Origin of the sequence: Streptomyces sp. T39, from assembly GCF_008042045.1 — a bacterium.
Lineage (GTDB): Bacteria > Actinomycetota > Actinomycetes > Streptomycetales > Streptomycetaceae > Streptomyces.
In genome coordinates, this window is record NZ_RDBP01000041.1 from 77688 (window position 1) to 94492 (window position 16805).

Annotated in this window: 22 protein-coding genes and 2 pseudogenes; 13 read left to right on the top strand and 11 right to left on the bottom strand. The window is 74.7% G+C overall.

Features of this window, described 5'->3' with window-relative positions; all coding sequences use genetic code 11:
- A pseudogene (locus EAO77_RS28765) lies at positions 1-354 on the top strand (hydrogenase formation protein HypD); the annotation flags it as partial.
- Positions 355-391: 37 nt separating this feature from the next.
- Positions 392-1432: a hydrogenase expression/formation protein HypE gene (gene hypE, locus EAO77_RS28770; protein ID WP_147991281.1), complete on the top strand. Its 1041-nt coding sequence runs from the start codon at positions 392-394 to the stop codon at positions 1430-1432.
- A gap of 3 nt (positions 1433-1435) precedes the next feature.
- Here the strand turns inward: hypE and EAO77_RS28775 are convergent, their stop codons facing one another.
- Entirely contained in the window at positions 1436-1657 is a 222-nt protein-coding gene (locus EAO77_RS28775) for a hypothetical protein (protein WP_147991258.1), read from the bottom strand.
- Positions 1641-1892: a DUF6400 family protein gene (locus EAO77_RS28780; protein WP_147991259.1), complete on the bottom strand. Its 252-nt coding sequence runs from the start codon at positions 1890-1892 to the stop codon at positions 1641-1643. The genes EAO77_RS28775 and EAO77_RS28780 overlap by 17 nt, the downstream gene beginning before the upstream one ends.
- A 330-nt stretch (positions 1893-2222) precedes the next feature.
- Between EAO77_RS28780 and EAO77_RS28785 the strand changes: the two genes are divergently transcribed.
- Both EAO77_RS28785 and EAO77_RS28790 read left to right on the top strand, forming a co-directional pair.
- Positions 2223-3158 carry a hypothetical protein gene (locus EAO77_RS28785; protein WP_147991260.1) on the top strand — a complete coding sequence of 312 codons (936 nt, stop codon included), beginning with the start codon at positions 2223-2225 and terminating at the stop codon, positions 3156-3158.
- A 136-nt stretch (positions 3159-3294) separates the two neighbouring features.
- Positions 3295-4278 (top strand): aldo/keto reductase, encoded by a 984-nt coding sequence (locus EAO77_RS28790; RefSeq protein ID WP_147991261.1) that lies wholly within the window; start codon positions 3295-3297, stop codon positions 4276-4278.
- Between the two features lie 17 nt (positions 4279-4295).
- On the opposite strand, the gene sigJ is transcribed toward EAO77_RS28790, so the two are convergent.
- Positions 4296-5240 (bottom strand): RNA polymerase sigma factor SigJ, encoded by a 945-nt coding sequence (gene sigJ / locus EAO77_RS28795; RefSeq protein ID WP_147991262.1) that lies wholly within the window; start codon positions 5238-5240, stop codon positions 4296-4298.
- Between the two features lie 115 nt (positions 5241-5355).
- On the opposite strand from sigJ, the gene EAO77_RS28800 reads away from it, so the two are divergent.
- Together EAO77_RS28800 and EAO77_RS28805 are read left to right on the top strand one after the other, a co-directional pair.
- The gene (locus tag EAO77_RS28800; protein WP_147991263.1) at positions 5356-5724 is read left to right on the top strand and encodes a hypothetical protein; all 369 of its coding nucleotides are present in this window, start codon (positions 5356-5358) and stop codon (positions 5722-5724) included.
- 267 nt (positions 5725-5991) lie between these two features.
- A complete protein-coding gene (locus EAO77_RS28805) occupies positions 5992-6438 on the top strand; it encodes an SRPBCC family protein (protein ID WP_147991264.1) in 447 nt (148 codons plus the stop codon).
- A gap of 60 nt (positions 6439-6498) precedes the next feature.
- On the opposite strand, the gene EAO77_RS28810 is transcribed toward EAO77_RS28805, so the two are convergent.
- A complete protein-coding gene (locus EAO77_RS28810; RefSeq protein ID WP_147991265.1) occupies positions 6499-7137 on the bottom strand; it encodes a TOPRIM nucleotidyl transferase/hydrolase domain-containing protein in 639 nt (212 codons plus the stop codon).
- 194 nt (positions 7138-7331) lie between these two features.
- On the opposite strand from EAO77_RS28810, the gene EAO77_RS28815 reads away from it, so the two are divergent.
- Positions 7332-7757, top strand: coding sequence for an SsgA family sporulation/cell division regulator (locus EAO77_RS28815; RefSeq protein ID WP_147991266.1), 426 nt, complete (start codon positions 7332-7334; stop codon positions 7755-7757).
- A 66-nt stretch (positions 7758-7823) separates the two neighbouring features.
- Here EAO77_RS28815 and EAO77_RS28820 read toward each other — a convergent pair whose 3' ends face one another.
- On the bottom strand, positions 7824-8432 hold the full coding sequence (locus EAO77_RS28820; RefSeq protein ID WP_222723702.1) for a TetR/AcrR family transcriptional regulator: 609 nt from the start codon (positions 8430-8432) through the stop codon (positions 7824-7826).
- Between the two features lie 141 nt (positions 8433-8573).
- On the opposite strand from EAO77_RS28820, the gene EAO77_RS28825 reads away from it, so the two are divergent.
- Together EAO77_RS28825 and mihF are read left to right on the top strand one after the other, a co-directional pair.
- Entirely contained in the window at positions 8574-9377 is an 804-nt protein-coding gene (locus tag EAO77_RS28825; protein WP_147991268.1) for an alpha/beta fold hydrolase, read from the top strand.
- Positions 9378-9490: 113 nt separating this feature from the next.
- Complete coding sequence (gene mihF / locus EAO77_RS28830; protein ID WP_147991269.1) at positions 9491-9808, top strand: integration host factor, actinobacterial type; 318 nt, start codon at positions 9491-9493, stop codon at positions 9806-9808.
- A 48-nt stretch (positions 9809-9856) separates the two neighbouring features.
- Here the strand turns inward: mihF and EAO77_RS40480 are convergent, their stop codons facing one another.
- From EAO77_RS40480 to thpR, 4 genes are all read right to left on the bottom strand, one after another.
- Entirely contained in the window at positions 9857-10516 is a 660-nt protein-coding gene (locus tag EAO77_RS40480; RefSeq protein WP_147991270.1) for a hypothetical protein, read from the bottom strand.
- A gap of 114 nt (positions 10517-10630) precedes the next feature.
- Positions 10631-11542, bottom strand: coding sequence for a non-homologous end-joining DNA ligase (gene ligD, locus EAO77_RS28840; RefSeq protein WP_147991271.1), 912 nt, complete (start codon positions 11540-11542; stop codon positions 10631-10633).
- Between the two features lie 135 nt (positions 11543-11677).
- Positions 11678-12631, bottom strand: coding sequence for a helix-turn-helix transcriptional regulator (locus EAO77_RS28845; RefSeq protein ID WP_261994182.1), 954 nt, complete (start codon positions 12629-12631; stop codon positions 11678-11680).
- A gap of 246 nt (positions 12632-12877) precedes the next feature.
- Positions 12878-13495, bottom strand: coding sequence for an RNA 2',3'-cyclic phosphodiesterase (gene thpR / locus EAO77_RS28850; protein WP_147991272.1), 618 nt, complete (start codon positions 13493-13495; stop codon positions 12878-12880).
- A gap of 168 nt (positions 13496-13663) precedes the next feature.
- Here thpR and EAO77_RS40485 point away from each other — a divergent pair.
- Positions 13664-13881, top strand: a pseudogene (locus EAO77_RS40485) (nuclear transport factor 2 family protein); the annotation flags it as partial.
- Here the strand turns inward: EAO77_RS40485 and EAO77_RS28860 are convergent.
- Positions 13878-14450: a snapalysin family zinc-dependent metalloprotease gene (locus EAO77_RS28860; protein WP_147991273.1), complete on the bottom strand. Its 573-nt coding sequence runs from the start codon at positions 14448-14450 to the stop codon at positions 13878-13880. The pseudogene EAO77_RS40485 and the gene EAO77_RS28860 overlap by 4 nt on opposite strands.
- Before the next feature lie 324 nt (positions 14451-14774).
- Between EAO77_RS28860 and EAO77_RS28865 the strand changes: the two genes are divergently transcribed.
- Positions 14775-15218, top strand: coding sequence for a hypothetical protein (locus EAO77_RS28865; protein ID WP_147991274.1), 444 nt, complete (start codon positions 14775-14777; stop codon positions 15216-15218).
- Positions 15219-15483: 265 nt separating this feature from the next.
- On the opposite strand, the gene EAO77_RS28870 is transcribed toward EAO77_RS28865, so the two are convergent.
- Entirely contained in the window at positions 15484-15729 is a 246-nt protein-coding gene (locus EAO77_RS28870; RefSeq protein WP_147991275.1) for a hypothetical protein, read from the bottom strand.
- Between the two features lie 233 nt (positions 15730-15962).
- On the opposite strand from EAO77_RS28870, the gene EAO77_RS28875 reads away from it, so the two are divergent.
- Positions 15963-16376: a phage holin family protein gene (locus EAO77_RS28875; RefSeq protein WP_187283462.1), complete on the top strand. Its 414-nt coding sequence runs from the start codon at positions 15963-15965 to the stop codon at positions 16374-16376.
- Positions 16373-16774: a DUF3618 domain-containing protein gene (locus EAO77_RS28880; RefSeq protein WP_147991276.1), complete on the top strand. Its 402-nt coding sequence runs from the start codon at positions 16373-16375 to the stop codon at positions 16772-16774. Before EAO77_RS28875 ends, EAO77_RS28880 begins: the two co-directional genes overlap by 4 nt.
- Positions 16775-16805: the final 31 nt, after the last annotated feature.

Here is a 16805-nt window from a genome sequence, read left to right on the forward strand (position 1 = left end):
TGGCGCGGCATCGGCGTCATCCCCGACAGCGGCTGGCGGCTCTCCGAGCGGTACCGGGAGTACGACGCCGAGCAGCGGTTCTCCGTCGAGGGGATCGACACCCGCGAACCGGCCGAGTGCCGCAGCGGAGAGGTCCTGCAGGGTCTGCTCAAGCCCCACGAGTGCGAGGCGTTCGGCACCAGCTGCACCCCCCGTTCCCCGCTCGGCGCCACGATGGTCTCCAGCGAGGGCGCCTGCGCCGCCTACTACCTCTACCGGCGGCTCGACCTCGCCGCCCCCGCGCGGCAGAAGGACGGCCCGCCGCAGCCCCAGCAGCAGAAGACCCCGTCCCTGGAGGGCAGTCCCGTTGTCTGAGACCACCGGAGCCGCCGTGCGCCCGCAGGCGCCCGACATGCTCTCCTGGACCTGCCCGGCGCCGCTGAGGGACCAGCAGCGGGTGGTGATGGGCCACGGCGGCGGCGGGGCGATGTCCGCCGAGCTGATCGAGCACATCTTCGTGCCCGCCTTCGGCGGGCCGGCGCTCCGCGCCACCACGGACGCGGCGGACCTCGAACTCGGCGGCGCCCGGCTGGCGTTCTCCACCGATTCGTTCGTGGTGCGCCCGCTGTTCTTCCCCGGCGGCAGCATCGGCGACCTCGCCGTCAACGGCACCGTCAACGACCTCGCCATGAGCGGGGCCCGCGCCGCCTACCTCTCCTGCGGCTTCATCCTGGAGGAGGGGGTCGGCACCGATGTGGTCGCCCGGGTCGCCAACGCGCTCGGCGCCGCGGCCCGCACCGCGGGCGTCCAGGTGGTCACCGGCGACACCAAGGTCGTGGAGGCCGGACACGGGGACGGCGTCTACATCAACACCTCCGGCATCGGGCTGATCCCGGACGGCGTCGACCTGCGGCCGGAGCGGGTGGTCCCCGGCGACGTGGTGATCGTCAGCGGCGACATCGGCGTCCACGGTGTGGCGATCATGAGCGTGCGCGAGGGGCTGGAGTTCGGGACCGCCGTCGAGAGCGACTGCGCCGCGCTCGGCGGTCTGGTCGGGGCGATGCTCGCGGTGACGCCCGACCTCCATGTGCTGCGCGACCCCACCCGCGGGGGGCTGGCCGCCTCGCTCAACGAGATCGCCGCGGCCTCGGGCACCGGTGTGGTCGTCCAGGAGCGTGCCGTCCCGGTCCCCGCCCCGGTGGCCGGCGCGTGCGCGGTCCTCGGTCTCGACCCGATGTACGTGGCCAACGAGGGCAAGCTGGTCGCCTTCGTCCCGCGCGAGCACGCCGACGCCGTGCTGGCGGCCATGCGGGCCCATCCGCTGGGAGCGGGGGCCACCGTGATCGGGGAGGCGGTGGAGGCCCACCCCGGGATGGTCGTCGCCCGTACCGCGCTCGGCGGTACGCGGGTGGTGGACATGCCGCTCGGCGAGCAGCTGCCGCGCATCTGCTGAGCCTCAGCCGCGGGCGCGCCGTCCGGTGTCGAGGGTCCAGGTGTGGGTGCAGTTCGGGCACTGCAGATGGACCCTCGGCCCCTGGTTGGAGATCAGGTAGCGCCAGTGCTCGGAGCAGTTGCGCCGCTGGTCGCACGGCTCGCAGCCGCGGGCGTCGTCGCACCCCGGACAGGCCACCCACGCCCGGCGGGCCCGGTCGGCCTGCGGATCAACGGGCAGCCGCACGGCCGGGCTCCTCACCGGGCAGCACACCCGCCGCCACCAGCATCGAGTGGATCCGCCGCTGCTCGGCGTCCAGCCCCGAGTAGAGCAGCGCGTGCGCGGCCTCCTCGGAGCGGAGGACGGCCACCGGGTCCCAGTCGGGCCCCAGCGCCGCGACCACCTCGGCCCGCCTGCGGGCCTCCTCCACGGTGAGGTCGACGGTGAAGGTCAGGTGGTCGGGGTCGGGTCCCTGGTTCATGGCGGTGCTTCCGGGTGAAATCGAACGGGTTCTGCCACATGTACCAGAGGAGACGGCCGGGGCGACAGGCGCGGCCGGTCGTTGTGGCACACCTCATGTGCGCCGCAGGCCCCCGGGACGGCCCTCCCCGGGCGAGGTCCTCCGGCAGCGGGCGCGGGCCCGTGTCGAGACCGGCCGCCCCCGGGAGGAGCGGGGACGACGGTCCGGGCGCACAGGCGCGTGCACGGCGTTCGCGGGCACACCCGGACCGAGGCCCCACCGGCGGCACAGGGCGGCGCCGCCCCGGCTCCGCTCCGGGCCCCGGCCGGGAACCGAGGACGCCGGGGCGGCGTGATCGTCTGCGTGACCCCGAGGAACGACCCACGGCGCACGGCCGCCCATCTCGTCGCCGTCTGGCTGGCCGGATGCGCCGTGAGCGCGGTCCAGTTGCAGGCCGTGCTCGTCGCCGTGTTCGCCGGGCGCATGCCGTGGGCCGCCGGTCTCCTCGCCGTGGTCGCCGCCTCGGCGGTGGGACTGCTCGCCCTGCTCGGCGCCCACGCCCGTGCCGTGGTGCCCCTCACGGCCCGCGGAGCCGGTCCGTGGATGTGGGCGGCGGCCGTCTGGGCCCTGGGCACCCTCGGTGCGGCGGCCGCGGCCGCGGTCGGACACCGGGTCGACCCTCTGGAGAGCGTGCTGCCCGTCCACCTGGCCGGCGGCCTGTGCTACGCGGTGGCCGCCGCGCTCCTCGTCCCCGGGACCCGGATCCGGCTGGGCGCCCTCGGGACGGCCGCGGCCCTGGCGGCGGGCGGCGTGTACACGGCCGTGGACGCGTCCGGCCCGCCCACGCTCGACGAGTGGATCACCGCCAACGGTGTGGACCGGGCGATGCTGATGGTCGGGGAACCGCCGCCGGGATACACCGTGCGTGTGCTGGGCGCGAGCGAGGACGGCTTCGGCGCCGACTACGAGCGGGCCGGCTCCCCGCGGCTCCACCTCGGTGTGGCGCGTGCGGGGCAGGACCGCCGCCGGGCCGACGCTGCGGGCTGCCCCGTCCCCTTCGGCGACCCGATCGTCTGCACCGACGACGGGGGAGGCCGCCTGCTGGTGACCTACGGAGGCGATCACCCCCGACGCGAACTGCGCCTGAGCGGCGGCGGCCTGGTCCACACCGTGACGCTGGGGGGCTCCGGAGCGGACCTCGCGGCGGCCCGCCGCGTCCTGTCGCTGCTGCGCCCGGCGACCGACGCCGAACTCGCCGGACTGACGGAGCTGCCGATGCGCCGGTGAGGCGGACGCGCGGCGGGGGCGGTGCGCGCGACCCGCGCGGGCCGCCGCGGGAGGGCGGCCGGGTCCGGAGCGACCTGCGGCGACGCGCCCCGCCCGGGCGGGAGGGCGCGGCAGGGCGCGGCATAGGATGCGCCCCATGGAACAGCGGGTACTCGGCAGGACCGGTCGCGACGTCTCCGTCGTGGGGCTCGGCACATGGCAGTTGGGCGCCGACTGGGGCGATGTCGCCGAGAGCGACGCGCTCGCGGTCCTCGACGCCGCCGTCGAGGCGGGTGTCACCTTCTTCGACACGGCCGACGTGTACGGCGACGGCCGCAGCGAACAGCTCATCGGCCGCTACCTCCGCGAGCGCCCCGGCACGGAGGTGTTCGTCGCCACCAAGATGGGCCGGCGCGCCGACCAGATCCCGGACAACTACGTCCTCGGCAACTTCCGCGCCTGGAACGACCGTTCCCGCAGGAACCTCGGTGTGGAGCGGCTCGACCTGGTGCAGCTGCACTGCCCGCCGACCTCCGTGTACTCCTCCGACGAGGTCTTCGACGCGCTGGACACGCTCGTCGCGGAGGAGCGGATCGCGGCGTACGGCGTCAGCGTCGAGACGTGCGAGGAGGCCCTCGCCGCGATCGCCCGGCCCGGCACCGCCTCCGTGCAGATCATCCTCAACCCGTTCCGGCTGAAGCCGCTCGACGAGGTGCTGCCGGCGGCCGCCGAGGCCGGCGTCGGGATCATCGCGCGGGTACCGCTGGCGTCCGGTCTGCTGTCGGGCCGGTACACCGAGGACACCGTCTTCGCCGCCGACGACCACCGGACCTACAACCGTCACGGCGAGGCGTTCGACCAGGGCGAGACGTTCTCCGGCGTCGACTTCGCCACCGGCGTCTCCGCGGCGGCCGAGTTCGCGGGGATCGTGGGCCCCGAGCGCACCCCGGCGGCCGCCGCGCTGCGCTGGATCGTCCAGCAGCCGGGCGTGACGAGCGTGATCCCCGGAGCCCGCTCGGCGGCCCAGGCCCGTGCCAACGCGGAAGCCGCCGGAGCGGACCCGCTGCCGCCGCAGACGCTGGCCGCCGTCCGGGACCTGTACGACCGCCGCATCCGCGCCGGGGTGCACCACCGCTGGTAGCCCGCCGGCGCGGGGGCTCACGCACCGGGCACGGCCCGTTCCTCCCGCGTCCACGGCCGCAGCTTCTCCGGGTTGCGGACCACCCAGATCCGGGTGACGCGTCCGCCGTCGACGTCGAACGCGGCCACGGTCACGACGACGCCGTCCCGCCGGGCCACCAGGCCCGGCGACCCGTTGACCGGCTGCTCCAGGAGTTCGAGCCCCGGGGCCCGGTCCGCCACGGCGACCATGTACGCGGCGATGCGCGCGGCGCCCTCGACCGGGCGCAGCACGGTGCCGGCCAGGCCCCCGCCGTCGGCCGTCATCACGGCGGCCGGGTCGAGCAGGCCGACGAGGGCGGAGATGTCCTTGGTCTCCCAGGCCGCCTTGACGTGCCGCACCGTCTCGGCCCGGCCGTCCGCCGCCCCCGGGGCGTGCCCGGCGCCGACCCTGCGCCGGGCGGAGGACGCCAGCTGCTTGCAGGCCGCCGGGGTCCGGTCGAGCACGCCGGCGATCTCGGCGAACGGGTACCGGAAGACGTCGTGCAGGACGAACGCCACCCGCTCGGCGGGCGTCATCGACTCCATGACGACGAGGAAGGCCATGGTCACCGACTCGTCCAGGACGATCCGGTCGGCCGGGTCGGCGGCGCGGGCGCCGCCCGGGGCGCCCCACACGGCGCGGCCGGGCAGGGGTTCGGGCAGCCAGGCGCCGACGTAGCGCTCGCGGCGGGCCCGGGCGGAACCGAGCAGGTCCAGGCAGATCCGGGCGGTCACCGTCGTCAGCCAGGCACCGGGGGAGCGGACCTCCTCCCGGCGGCTGCGGGACAGCCCGTACCAGCGCGCGTACGCGTCCTGCACGGCGTCCTCGGCCTCGGTCACCGAACCGAGCAGCCGGTAGGCGACGTCGATCAGCCGGTGCCGCTCGCCCGCCACCTCGTCCGCCCCGCCGKGCCCCGCCCCCTCGGTCCCGACAGCTCCCATGCCTCCGGCCGCCCCCTCGCCTTACCTTTCGCGGGCCCGCTTCGTCGAACCGGTGAGACCTTACCGACCGACGGCCCGGGGGCGTACGCCCGCGGGCGGAAACGAGGACTGCGACATGGCCACCCAGGTGACGGCGGACGCCCGCCGCGGCGTACCGTTCCTGCCGATCGCGATCGCCCTGCAGACCGTGACCATCTTCCTCCAGGCGGTCTCCGCCGGACTGCTGCTCACCACGTCCTACGGGGAGACGCTGCACAGCGTCGGGGCCCGGGTGACCTACGGGGCGTCGATGCTCCACCTGCTCGCCGCGGTGGCGGCGTGGAAGCCGGGCGGCGGATCGCCCCGGGCGGTCCTGCACGCGTCGGGATTCCTCGTCCTCGCCTCGGTCCAGGTGGTGCTGGGCATCGCGCACGTTCCGGCCGTCCATCTTCCCCTGGGCGTCCTGATGTTCGGCCTGAGCCTGCTGGCGCTCGCCCGGCGCTGAGACCGGGTGCGGCGCGGGCAGGGCGGCACGCGACGCGTGCCCCCGCCCCACCCGCCGGACGCCGTCTTCATCGTGCCCTCGACCGTCCGGTGGATCCGCCGACCCGGCAGGGGGTCCCCGGGCCGGAGGCCGGCGCGGGGTGTCGCGGCCGGGGCGCGCGGCGGTGTGCGTAGGGTGCCAGGGGCACGGAGGCGGCCGGTGCACCCGGTGGGCCGTGCGCGGCGTCACCGCCTCCGCCCTCCGTCCCCGCAAGGAGCGTGGAGCCGCATGGCCCGTACCCGCCGTCTGATCCTCAGTCCGCCCGCCGAGGTCTGGCGCCTGCTGTCCGACGGCCGCCGCTACGGCGAGTGGGTCACCGGGACCCGCGAGGTCATGCGCGCGGACCCGCACTGGCCGGATGTCGGGGCGCGGCTGAGCGTACGGGTGGGCGTGGGGCCGCTGACGCTCGACGACACCTGCGTCGTCCGCATCAGCGAACCGGAACGGCGGCTCGAACTGGAGGCGAAGGCCGACCCCTTCGGCGCCGCACGCATCGCGATGCACCTGCTCCCCTGGGGTGGGAACACCCTCCTCACCCTCGACTGGCATGCGCTCCGCGGCCCCGGCACCCGCATGCACGGCCTGCCCGTGGACTACCTCGTCACCATCCGCAACGGCATGATGCTGACCAAGCTGGCCAGGATCGCCGTCCGCGAGCACCGCCGGAGCGCGTGACCGGCTCCGCTGCCGCGCCCTGCGGCCCGGGCGCACGGCGAGGCGCCCCGAAACCGCCCGTCACAGGCTCGCGAACAGGTCGTCGAGCGGCGCGGGCACCCGGCCCGGGTCGAGGGCGTCGACGAGGAGGTGGCCGTAGCGGATCTTGCGCCCTTTCTTCGTGCCGAGGAAGCGCCGCAGCTGTTCGTGCGCGGGTCGCCCGTGCTGTGCGGGCTGACGCCGGAAGGTCAGCCAGGGACGCAGATCGCCCTCGGCGCGGATGATCTCCTCGACCCGCTCCGTGCCCAGCGCGCGGACGAGTTCGTCCTCCAGGTCCTTCGCGCACACGAAGACATCCCGGGACGGCACCCCGGCCCGCTCCAGAGCGCGGTCGTAGAAGGAGCGTTCGTTCTCGTCGCACAGCCCGATGAGGCGCAGACCCAGCCCGGCGGGCCCGAGGACATCCGCGTAGCGGCCGACGCTCATCGCCCCGCCCATCGAGATGACGCACACCCCCTCGGCCACCGGATCCCGGCCCCGGCGCCCGGCCAGCGTCTCCACGGCCGCGACGTCGCTCGGGCCTTCCAGCAGCACCGCCGTCCGCACCGGCAGCAGCGCCGCCAGCTCCTTCGCCCGGGCGGCGAACTCCGCCACCTGCGGATCGGCCGCCCCCGCCGCCCAGCGCGTGACCGCGTCCCGGAACGCCCGCACATCATCCATGGGCCGAGTCTGCCCCCTCGGCCACGGCACGTCACCGCGATTTCCGCGGCACGCGTTTCGTTCCGCGGCCACCCGCCCGCCGTGAAACCGGAACATGGCCAATGGGCGAACAGCATGTGTGCCGCACCGATTCGGGGTGAGGAGACGGGTGACGCGCCGACAGCCGTCGTGACCGACCGTCGAGGGAGTGCCATATGACAACGTTCAGCGACGGCAGTCTGCCGGTGCGCCGGAGGGTCGCCCGGCGGGTGATCGCCCATCAGATCAGGGAGGGCTGCCGCATACCGGTGTCCACCACGCTCCGCTACGACACCCGCGACCCGTACGCCGTCCAGTTCACCTTCCACGTGGCCCGGGGCATGGACGTGGTCTGGTACGTCGACCGGGGCATGCTCCACGCGGGCGTCGACGCGCCCGCCGGCACCGGGGACGTCCGGGTCTCCCCGGCGCCCGCCGGCCAGGTCCTGCTGAGTCTCGACAGGGACGGCCACCGGGCGATCATCATGATGGAACGCGGCCCGCTGGTGCGGCTGCTCCGGGAGACGTACGCGCTGGTGAACCTCGGCGGCGAGAGCGCCCACCTCGACTGGGCCCCCGTGACGGACGCCCTGGCCTCCTGACCCCGCACCCGGGCCACCAGCGGCCCCGGGCCGAGGCCACGGGAGTGGGCGAGGCCGGGCTGTCGGTCAGCGGTAGGCGGCGAGGAAGGCGCGGGCGCCTTCCGTCGCGTAGCGGTCGAGGTCGGCATCGGTGTGGTGGGTGCCACCGGTGAACATGGCCTGGTTCACCGGGATCCACAGCAGCAGGCCCGAGAAGTGGTTTGCGGCCAGGAGCGCGTCGTCGATGCGGAGGAGCCCCTGGTCGGCCAGGCGCTGGAAGGCCGACGCCAGCGTGGCGAGGCCTCGTTGGAAGCCCCGCTCGTACCACTCGGTTCCCAGGTCGGGGAAGACGTCGGCGTTGGCGATGATCAGGCGTCGCAGCTGGATCACCCGGGGGTCGGTGAGGGCTGTCAGGAACCGTCGGGCGAGCCGGGTCAGGTTCTCCGCCAGCTCGGTGTCGTCGGCGGGCATGTCGGCCAGCAGGTCGATCGTGGTGTCGAGCCGGTCGGTGGTGGCGAGGACGACGTCGCCGAAGAGCTTCTCCTTGTCGGAGAAGTGCTTGTAGACGGTCTGCTTGGACACCGCCGCGAGCTTCGCGATGTCCTCCATGCTCGTTCCCGCGTATCCCTTCTCCAGGAAGACGCTGGTCGCTGCCTCCAGGATCGCCTCGTGCTTGCGCGCGGAACGGCTGTCCATCGTCGGCTCCTTCTCCATACGCCTGCCCTCCCAGAGAAGAGTACTGGACTGACCAGTACCCGCATGGGTACTGTACCGTCCAGTTCCGAAGGGCCGGGCTGCCGGCTCTCCGTACCCCGCAGGCACAGGGAGTGGTTCTCCATGGACAAGGTGTTCTCCGCCGACGGCACCGCCATCGCCTACGAGCGGCAGGGCGCAGGCCCCGCGGTGGTGCTCGTCGGCGGCGCTTTCATGACGCGCGGTGATTCCGCCGCACTCGCCGGCCTGCTGGCCGAGCACTTCACCGTGTTCACGTACGACCGCCGGGGCCGCGGCGACAGCGGCGACAGCCCGGAGTACGACGTGCAGCGCGAGGTCGAGGACCTCGACGCCCTCATCGAGCGCGCGGGCGGAGAGGCGAGGGTCTTCGGCATGTCCTCCGGCGCCGTCCTGGCGCTGGAGGCCGTGGCGCGGGGCAGCGCCGTCTCCAGGCTGGCCCTGTACGAGCCGCCCTTCGTCACCGACTCCAGCCGCCCCCCGCTGCCCCACGACTACGTCGCCCACCTGACGGACCTCGTGAGGCAGGGAGCGTACGGCGATGCCGCCGCCTATTTCATGACCGCGGCCGTGGGCGTGCCCGCCGAGGCCGTCGCCGGGATGCGGCAGGCCCCCTTCTGGAGCGGTATGGAGGCCACCGCCAACACCCTGCCGTACGACGGCCGGATCATGGGCGACACCATGTCCGGCCGGCCGCTGCCCGCCGACCGCTGGCGGTCCGTGACCGTGCCCGTCCTCGTCGGCAGCGGGGACGCGGGACCCCCGCACATGCTCACCGGCGCGCGGGAACTCGCCGCACTGGCCGACAACTTCACACTCCACGTCTTCCCCGGGCAGGAGCACACCATCGCCCCCGAGCTCCTCGCCCCCGTCCTGGCCGGCTTCCTCGCCACCGATGAGCAGGCGTGAAGGAGGTCCTCGGCGCAGGCGGCCCGATCCGGACGCAGGGGGGACAGCAGGACTGAACGGCGCCCGCCCGGCAAGACGTAAGCCGGACGGAGACACAGCGAGAGAGGCACACGATGACGGCACTTCCCACCCTGACTCCCGAGCAGCGGGCTGCGGCACTCCAGAAGGCGGCTCGCGTCCGCAGGGAGCGCTCCGAGTTGCTGGGGGAGCTGAAGTCCCGGCAGCGCTCCCTGCCCGACATACTTCGCAGCACTTCCGACGTCGTCGCCAGGACCAAGGTGCGACAGCTGCTCGAAGCGATCCCCGGTGTCGGCAAGGTCCGCGCCGCGCAGGCCATGGAGGAGCTGGCCATCCCGGAGGGCCGGCGCGTTCAGGGTCTGGGCCCCCGGCAGCGTGAGTCGCTCCTGGAGAGGTTTCCCGGCGCGGCGTAGTCGGCAGAGGACCGGAGCCCGGGCGCCGACCCGCTCTCCGGTCCGCCGTCACCGTTGCTCCTCCGACTCGACGGCGAAGGGTCCGCTCGCGGGGGCCGCACACGAGGTGACGTCCGTCGTCGCACCCGCCGCCAGACCCGCCTGGCACAGCCGGCCGCCGTTCTCGCGCAGGTCGAGGTGGAAGCGGGTGGTCCTGCCGTCCTGCTCCAGGCCGTGAATGTGTTCGTCGATGTAGCCGAGGTCGTTCAAGGTCTTCCGGACCCGGGCGGGAGTGGGCTCCGCGACCTGTTGCAGCGCCTCGACGATGCGCTGCTCGTGGCGGCCCCCGGCGCACCAGTCGTGGCGGTCCAGTACGGTCGCGGGCCCCGTGGCGGGAGCGGGCTCGATCGGGCCGGCCGGGGGAGTTTCTCCGGGGGCGGGACTCCGCACCGGCTCCGTACCCGGCGACGTCGCGGACGAGGCCAGCGGGACCCCGTCGGACGGAGGACACGCCTGCGCGAACTCGGCCAGCATCGCCGCGAACGCCTCCTGCTCGGTGGACGTCCGGGCGGGTTTCCCTGAGGCGACGCTCCCGGCCGCCTCGGCCTGCGGGTGGGTGCCGCTCGGCTCACTCCCACAGCCGGTGAGGGCCAGCGAGGCGAGCGCGACAGCCGCGAGACCGCGCCGGCCAGGGGCGAACTCGCCGAGAGAAAAACGGGTTTGTGTCATGGGCAGAGTCTCCGGCCGGCCCGGCTCGCCCTGCCTGAGTACGCGTACTCACCGTCATGGGCGACCGACCGCGGCAACCGGCGGGGTCCGGGCCCCGGGTCCCCCGCCGGCCGGTCAGTCGCCGGTGTCCCGCTCCAGGCGGCGCAGCGCCGCCCGCGCGGAACGGGGACGCCGGAAGGCGTCCCGCCAGGGATCGTCGTCCAGCCGCCCGACGACGGTGGCCGTCGTGAACGTGCGGGCGTCGATCCCGCCCTCCTCCACCTCGGACCACCGCAGCGGCGCCGCCACCGGCGCGCCGCTGCGGGCGCGCACCGCGTAGGGCGCGACCGCGGTCTGGGCGTAGGCGTTGCGCTGGACGTCGAGATAGAGCCGCCCGCCGCGGGCCTCCTTGCGGGCCGCGGTGGTCAGCTCGCCGGGGTGGCGGGACGCGAGGACCTCGGCCACCGCCCGCGCGAGCCGTCGCACCTCGTCGAACGGGGCGCGCCGGTCCAGCGGGACGACGACGTGCAGTCCCCGCGATCCGGTGGTCATCACGGCCGAGGGCAGTCCGATGCCGTCCAGCAGTTCGCGCAGGCGGAGCGCGGTCACGCGGACGAGTGCGAAGTCCTCCCCGGCCGGGTCGAGGTCGAACACCAGACGGTCGGGGTGGTCGGGGCGGTCCGCCCGCGACAGGAAGCGGTGCGGGGTGATGCACGCCTGACCGGCGAGGTAGACCAGTGACGGGCCGTCGTCGCACACCGGGTACACGACCGTGCCGCCCTCCTTCGGCAGTTCGACGCGGTGGAACCACTCCGGGAAGTACGCCGGCACCTCCTTCTGCATGAACACCTGGCCCGTGACACCGTCCGGGCGGCGTTCCAGCATCAGCGGCCGCCCGGCGAGGTGGGGGACCATGGCGCCGGCCACCCGGCGGTAGTACTCCGCCAGTCCGGCCTTGGTGATCCCGTCGTCGGGGAAGAGGACCTTGTCCGGCCGGCTGACGGCCACCGCGCGCCGGCCCACCCGGATCCGCGTCTGTGCGCTCATGACCGTCCCGTCGTCCGCGGTGCCGCCGGCCGTGCCGCCGGGCGGCCCCGGTTCCACGGCCCTGTCTGCCGTCACCGGTACCCGGGCGGCCGTGCGCCACGCATCCGCGGGGGCCGTGCCGGGCCGCGCCCCCGGTCAGGGAGCCGTGCGCAGGGTCTCGGACGGAGACACTCCGTAGACGTCGCGGTAGGCGGCGGCGAAGCGCCCCTGGTGGGCGAAGCCCCACCGGGTGGCGATGTCCAGGACCGTCGCTCCGTCGTCGCCCGACCTCTTGAGGTCGGCGTGTGCGTGGGCCAGGCGCATCCGGCGCAGATGGCCCAGGGGAGTGGTGGACGCGTGGCGCCGGAACGCGTACTGGACCGCGCGGGGGGTGACGCGCACGGCCGCGGCGATGTCCGCGAGGCCGATGGCCCGGTGGGCGTTCTCCTCGATGAACGCCATCGCCCGGCGCAGCGTCGCGGTCCCCGCGTCGCGGCTGTCCGCCGGCCGCGGCTCGTCGTCGGTCAGATCGGTGGGCAGGGTGGCGAGGGCGACCGCCGCCAGATGCCGGAGGGCGGTGGACACCACCAGTTCCTCCGCCGGCGTCTGCCCGCCCAGCACGGTGTCGCGCAGGAAGGCCACCGTTCGGCCCAGGCGCCGGCCGGCGGCGGCGTCCAGAGGTCTCTGGCCGGTGAACCGGACCGGGGCGCCGTCGCGGCCTCCGGTGCCCGCGACCTCGTCCAGCACCGCGGTGTCGAACATGGTGATCGTGTACCGGGCCGCGCGCAGCTCGCCGGTGTACGGCCGGTCCGGCAGTGCGACCATGAAGGTGTCACCGGGGCCGTAGAGATCGTGACGGCCGTCGGTGGAGTCCAGCACCACGCCGCGGTGCAGGGTGATCAGACAGACCTTCTCCAGCGCGCCGGCGTCGTAGGACATGGCGTAGTCGAAGTCCAGCTTGTCGACCGTCAGCCCGCCGGCCGACACGCGGTCGATGCGCGCCCCCGTCTCCTGCGGGCGCCCCCCGATCCGCATGGGCGTGTACGCCCGGGAGAGGAAGTCCTCCGTCGCGTCGAGGCGGTTGCTGCGGAACGCGAGGGTCTCGATCACGGTGCTCTCCGTCTCCTGCTTCAGCGCACTCGGACACCCCCGTCCGACCAGACGGTACGCCTCAGTGGTCCGGACGGAAAAGTTCCGTCTGGGGGGCGGACGGTGCAAAAGGGCAGTTCAGGGGGCAGATCGCACCGGCGGGCGGGTTTTCGTGGCGATGGGGCGTGAAGCGGAGGCCGCGTACGCAACCCCGGGGGCCGTCGACGTTCGCGGGCCGTGCGTGGGGGACGGGTGCAGGAGAAGGGGTCAGCGCCCCTCGAAGGGCCACGAGGCGATGTCGCCGTACCGTATCGGCCCCGGGCCCCGGCCGAAGTCGCTGCCGACCAGGTGCAGCCGTGCCGACCGCCACCGCCGGCCGGTGAACCCGGCGAGCCCGGCCGCCGCCTCCACCACGGCCGCCGTGTCGTCGCGGCGTGCGCGTGCCAGCGTGAGATGCGGCCGCATCGGCCGCCCCGCGAAGGGGACACCGCCCTCCTCCACCGCGGCGCGCACCTCGGCGGCGAGCTGGTGCAGCCCGTCCAGGTCCCCGTCGATCCCGCTCCACAGCACCCGCTCGTCGAAATGCCCGCTGCCGCGCAGCGAGAGTTCCAGCGGCGGTCGCGCAGCCGCCAGTTCCGCGAGGGGCCGGCGCAGCCGTGGCACGGCGTCCGTCGGAAGCTCCCCGAGGAACGCCAGGGTGATGTGCCAGTCCTCGATGCGGTTCCACCGCATGCGCGGGTACGCCGCGTACGCGGGGGCCAGTGCCCGCGCCAGCTCGTCCTTGGCGTCGTCGGGCGGCGCGAGGGCGATGAAGACCCGTGTCGTCGCGGCACGGTGCTCCGTGTCCGCGTACGGGCCCGTCCCGTGCCCGGACGGCTCGGTCATCGTCGCTCTCCTGCTCACGCCGCGGCCGGCGGAGTGCGCCACCCGCCCGCACACCCCGCCCGCACTGCTCCTCTGTGCCGCACCGAGCGTACGGGGTGCCCGGCGGCGATCCGCCGGGCACCCCGTACGCCGGCCGGTCGCCGACGGCCGCGACGCGGTGCCGACCGGACAGGACACGTGCCGGGGACCGTCCGGGCGACGGGCAGATCCTTCGAGGGCCCGTTCGCGCTGCGCCTCACCGTCGACCGGGCCGGATCACCCGTCACCACCTGTACGAGAACTGCCTGCTGTACGAGAACAGCCTGTCGATCGCCGAGGCGTGCCGCCCGTGGGACGACGGCCGCCGCCCGTGCACGGGTGGGCACGGGCGGCGGCCCGGACGCTAGGGCATGTCCACGAGGACGCGTCCGTCGGCGGGCGTCCGGACGGCGAACTGGGCGTAGAACGCCGCGACGCGGGCCCGTTCGGTCGCGTTCGGCACCGCGTTGCGGCAGGCCGTGCCCGCGCTGGAGCCCGACATCAGCTGGGAGCACGGTCCCGGCTTGGTGTCCGGCAGGCCCAGGTTGTGGCCGATCTCGTGGGCCGCGATCCGGGTCTTGTCATAGCCGTCCGTGACCGCCTGGCTGCCGAGCTCCACCCGGGCCCGCCCTCCCGGGCGGACCGGGCCGAGCGTGGCCTGCGGCCAGCCGGTGGTGGCCACGATCTGGATCTCGGCCGCGGTGCCGGGCGCGGCCTCGACCAGCCGGACGGTGCCGACGGCCGCGTTCCACGAGGCGACTCCGGCGGCTATCGCCGCCTCCCAGCCGGCCGCTCGGCTGTCGTCGTAGCGCAGTGTCACGACGGCGGCCGCGCTCTGCTCCGGCTGCGGTGCGGCCGCGACGTCCGCGGCCGGCGTCACGGCGAGGACGATCGCCGCAGCGGCGCCGGTCCACGTCGTCCATGTGCGTTTCGGCATTGCTGTCCCTTCGCTGGTGGGGGGACCCGGCTCCTGCGGAGCCGGGCGCGTGGGAGGGAGCATGTCGGTGAACTCATGCTGCCTGGTGGGCAGTTGAGGTTTTCCCGGCACCGCGGCGGGCTACGCCTGTCCGCGCGCACGGGCCCGCGCCGGCCGCGCCGGAACCCCCCGTCCCGGCGCGCCGGTCCGTCACCCGGGACCGGCGCCGGGACCCCCTTCGGCCTCCTGCCGGTCACAGCGGGGCGGCGTCTCCCTGCCCTTGAGGCCGGCCCTCGACCCGGATGCCGCAGTCTGCGTCCCGGCATCCGGGGAACAGAACCAGGCATGACATCCGACCCGCAGCCGCCCGACGAGGCACACCGGCGCCCCGAAGGCATGTCCGACACCACCGTCCGCGCCCTGGGGGCACTCTCGGAGGCACTGGAGACGGTCGAGCGGGCCCGTGGCGCGCTCTACGCGTTCCACCAGCTGACCGGCGGCGCCGACCTCACGCTGGACGACGCCGTCCGCCTGCTGCGCGAAGCCGGGCACCACGACCAGGCGGAGCGCGTCGAGCGGGAGATCCTCGGCCGCAACGTCATCCCGGGCCACTGGACCTTCCAGATCGTCGAGGCCTACAACGCCACCTACTACCGGCCCTTCCAGGAGCTGGAGGCGGCCGTCCGCCAGGAGTTGGCGGACGGCCGCGACCATCTGTACGAGGCGGAGATGAAGGAGGCCCGCCGCACCAGGAACCACCCCGACCACACGGCGCTGCCCCCCGAGTGACCGCCGCCGGCGCCGGCCGTCCCCGTCCGGCCGGGGACGGGACGACCGCGGGACACCGGGTGCCGGACCACCGCCGCCGCATCCTGCCCGACGCCCTGGAGCGCCCGGTGCGGCTGCCGCTCGGGCCGGCCGGGCCGTCCCGCCGGGTGCCCTCGGTCCCACCGGGCACCGCTCCGGCCGGGCGACCGGTCCTGATCCGCACCGACGGCGTCACCGACGCCCGGGCCCGCTCCGCGACGCGCCGCGTGCACCTCGGCCGGTCCGGTCAGCCGCCGTCCGCGCCGTTCGCCTCGCGGGCGGCCTCCTGCACGTCCCGCTCCAGCTCCCGGGCATCCACGTCCTCGGCCGCCGCGTGCTCCGCGACGGCGTTCTTCACCACCGCCGTCGCCTCCTGCCACACCCGCCGGGCCTCGGGGGCGTGTCCCTGCCGCTCCGCCTCACGCCGGGCGGCGTCCGCGTCGCGCTGGAGCCGTACGAGATCGTCGGGGGGAGGGGAAGATCGCTCAGCCATGGGCGGATCATACGGAGACCGGCCGCCGAGGTGTCCGACGGCGGTGTGACGCGCTGCCGCGGCCCACGAACAGCGCAGCCCCCGCCCCGACGGTCCGTCGGCGCGTCCGTCTGCGCCGGGCGGCGCGTGGCGGTCCGCCGCCCGTCGTGACGCCGACGCATGCAGCGGGCGACCTCGGGTACTCGCGCCCCGACAGGCTGCGACGCCACGAAGGCCAGAAAGGGAGCGGAGCGATGGACTCATCCCATCCCAGGACGTCCGAACACCACGAGCCGGTGGGCGAGCTGGTGAAGCAGGCGTCCGAGCAGATATCGAGACTGCTGCGCGAGGAGCTGGCGCTCGCGCAGGCCGAGATGAAGCAGAAGGGGAAGCGGTTCGGCAGGGGTGGCGGGCTGTTCGGCGGCGCGGGCCTGATCGGGGTCATCGCCCTCCAGGCGCTGGTCGCCACCGCCGTGATCGCCCTCGCCCTGGTGTGGCCGCTGTGGCTGTCCGCCCTGGTGATCACCGCCGTCCTGTTCGTCGTCGCGGGCGTTCTCGCGGCCCTGGGCAGGAAGGAGGTCGGCGCGGCCACCCCCATGGCTCCCCAGCAGGCCGTCCGTGGTGTCCAGGCGGACATCGCACAGATCAAGGAGAGTGCACACCGATGACCGGACAGCCAGAACTTCCGGGACAGCCGGAGAAGCCGGACGACGCCGCCCACGACGCCACCCCGGAGGAGCTGCGGCACCGGATCGAGGGGACGCGTGAGGAACTCGGCCGCACGGTCGAGGCGCTGGCGGCGAAGGCCGACGTGAAGGCGCAGGCGCAGGAGAAGGCGACCGCAGCCAAGGAGAAGGCCGCCGACGCCGCCCACCGGGCGCAGGACAAGGCCGCGTTCCTCCTGCGATCGGCCAGGGACAGCACGCCCGAGCCGGTGCGGGAGAAGGCGTCGCAGGCCGCGACCGCGGCGAACCGCAACCGCGGGCCGGTGCTCGTCGGCGCCGGTGTCGCCGTGTTGGCCCTGGTACTGCTCCTGGGCCGCAGGTCGCGCGGACGTCACTGCTGACGTCGCGCGGGACGCCTGTCGCGGGATGACG

Coding starts and splice junctions, on each gene's coding strand:
- hypE (WP_147991281.1), top strand. CDS start 392: ATGCTCTCCTGGACCTGCCCGGCGCCGCTGAGGGACCAGCAGCGGGTG.
- EAO77_RS28780 (WP_147991259.1), bottom strand. CDS start 1,892: ATGAACCAGGGACCCGACCCCGACCACCTGACCTTCACCGTCGACCTC.
- EAO77_RS28790 (WP_147991261.1), top strand. CDS start 3,295: ATGGAACAGCGGGTACTCGGCAGGACCGGTCGCGACGTCTCCGTCGTG.
- EAO77_RS28800 (WP_147991263.1), top strand. CDS start 5,356: ATGGCCACCCAGGTGACGGCGGACGCCCGCCGCGGCGTACCGTTCCTG.
- EAO77_RS28805 (WP_147991264.1), top strand. CDS start 5,992: ATGGCCCGTACCCGCCGTCTGATCCTCAGTCCGCCCGCCGAGGTCTGG.
- EAO77_RS28810 (WP_147991265.1), bottom strand. CDS start 7,137: ATGGATGATGTGCGGGCGTTCCGGGACGCGGTCACGCGCTGGGCGGCG.
- EAO77_RS28815 (WP_147991266.1), top strand. CDS start 7,332: ATGACAACGTTCAGCGACGGCAGTCTGCCGGTGCGCCGGAGGGTCGCC.
- EAO77_RS28820 (WP_222723702.1), bottom strand. CDS start 8,432: ATGGACAGCCGTTCCGCGCGCAAGCACGAGGCGATCCTGGAGGCAGCG.
- EAO77_RS28825 (WP_147991268.1), top strand. CDS start 8,574: ATGGACAAGGTGTTCTCCGCCGACGGCACCGCCATCGCCTACGAGCGG.
- mihF (WP_147991269.1), top strand. CDS start 9,491: ATGACGGCACTTCCCACCCTGACTCCCGAGCAGCGGGCTGCGGCACTC.
- EAO77_RS40480 (WP_147991270.1), bottom strand. CDS start 10,516: ATGACACAAACCCGTTTTTCTCTCGGCGAGTTCGCCCCTGGCCGGCGC.
- ligD (WP_147991271.1), bottom strand. CDS start 11,542: ATGAGCGCACAGACGCGGATCCGGGTGGGCCGGCGCGCGGTGGCCGTC.
- thpR (WP_147991272.1), bottom strand. CDS start 13,495: ATGACCGAGCCGTCCGGGCACGGGACGGGCCCGTACGCGGACACGGAG.
- EAO77_RS28860 (WP_147991273.1), bottom strand. CDS start 14,450: ATGCCGAAACGCACATGGACGACGTGGACCGGCGCCGCTGCGGCGATC.
- EAO77_RS28865 (WP_147991274.1), top strand. CDS start 14,775: ATGACATCCGACCCGCAGCCGCCCGACGAGGCACACCGGCGCCCCGAA.
- EAO77_RS28870 (WP_147991275.1), bottom strand. CDS start 15,729: ATGGCTGAGCGATCTTCCCCTCCCCCCGACGATCTCGTACGGCTCCAG.
- EAO77_RS28875 (WP_187283462.1), top strand. CDS start 15,963: ATGGACTCATCCCATCCCAGGACGTCCGAACACCACGAGCCGGTGGGC.
- EAO77_RS28880 (WP_147991276.1), top strand. CDS start 16,373: ATGACCGGACAGCCAGAACTTCCGGGACAGCCGGAGAAGCCGGACGAC.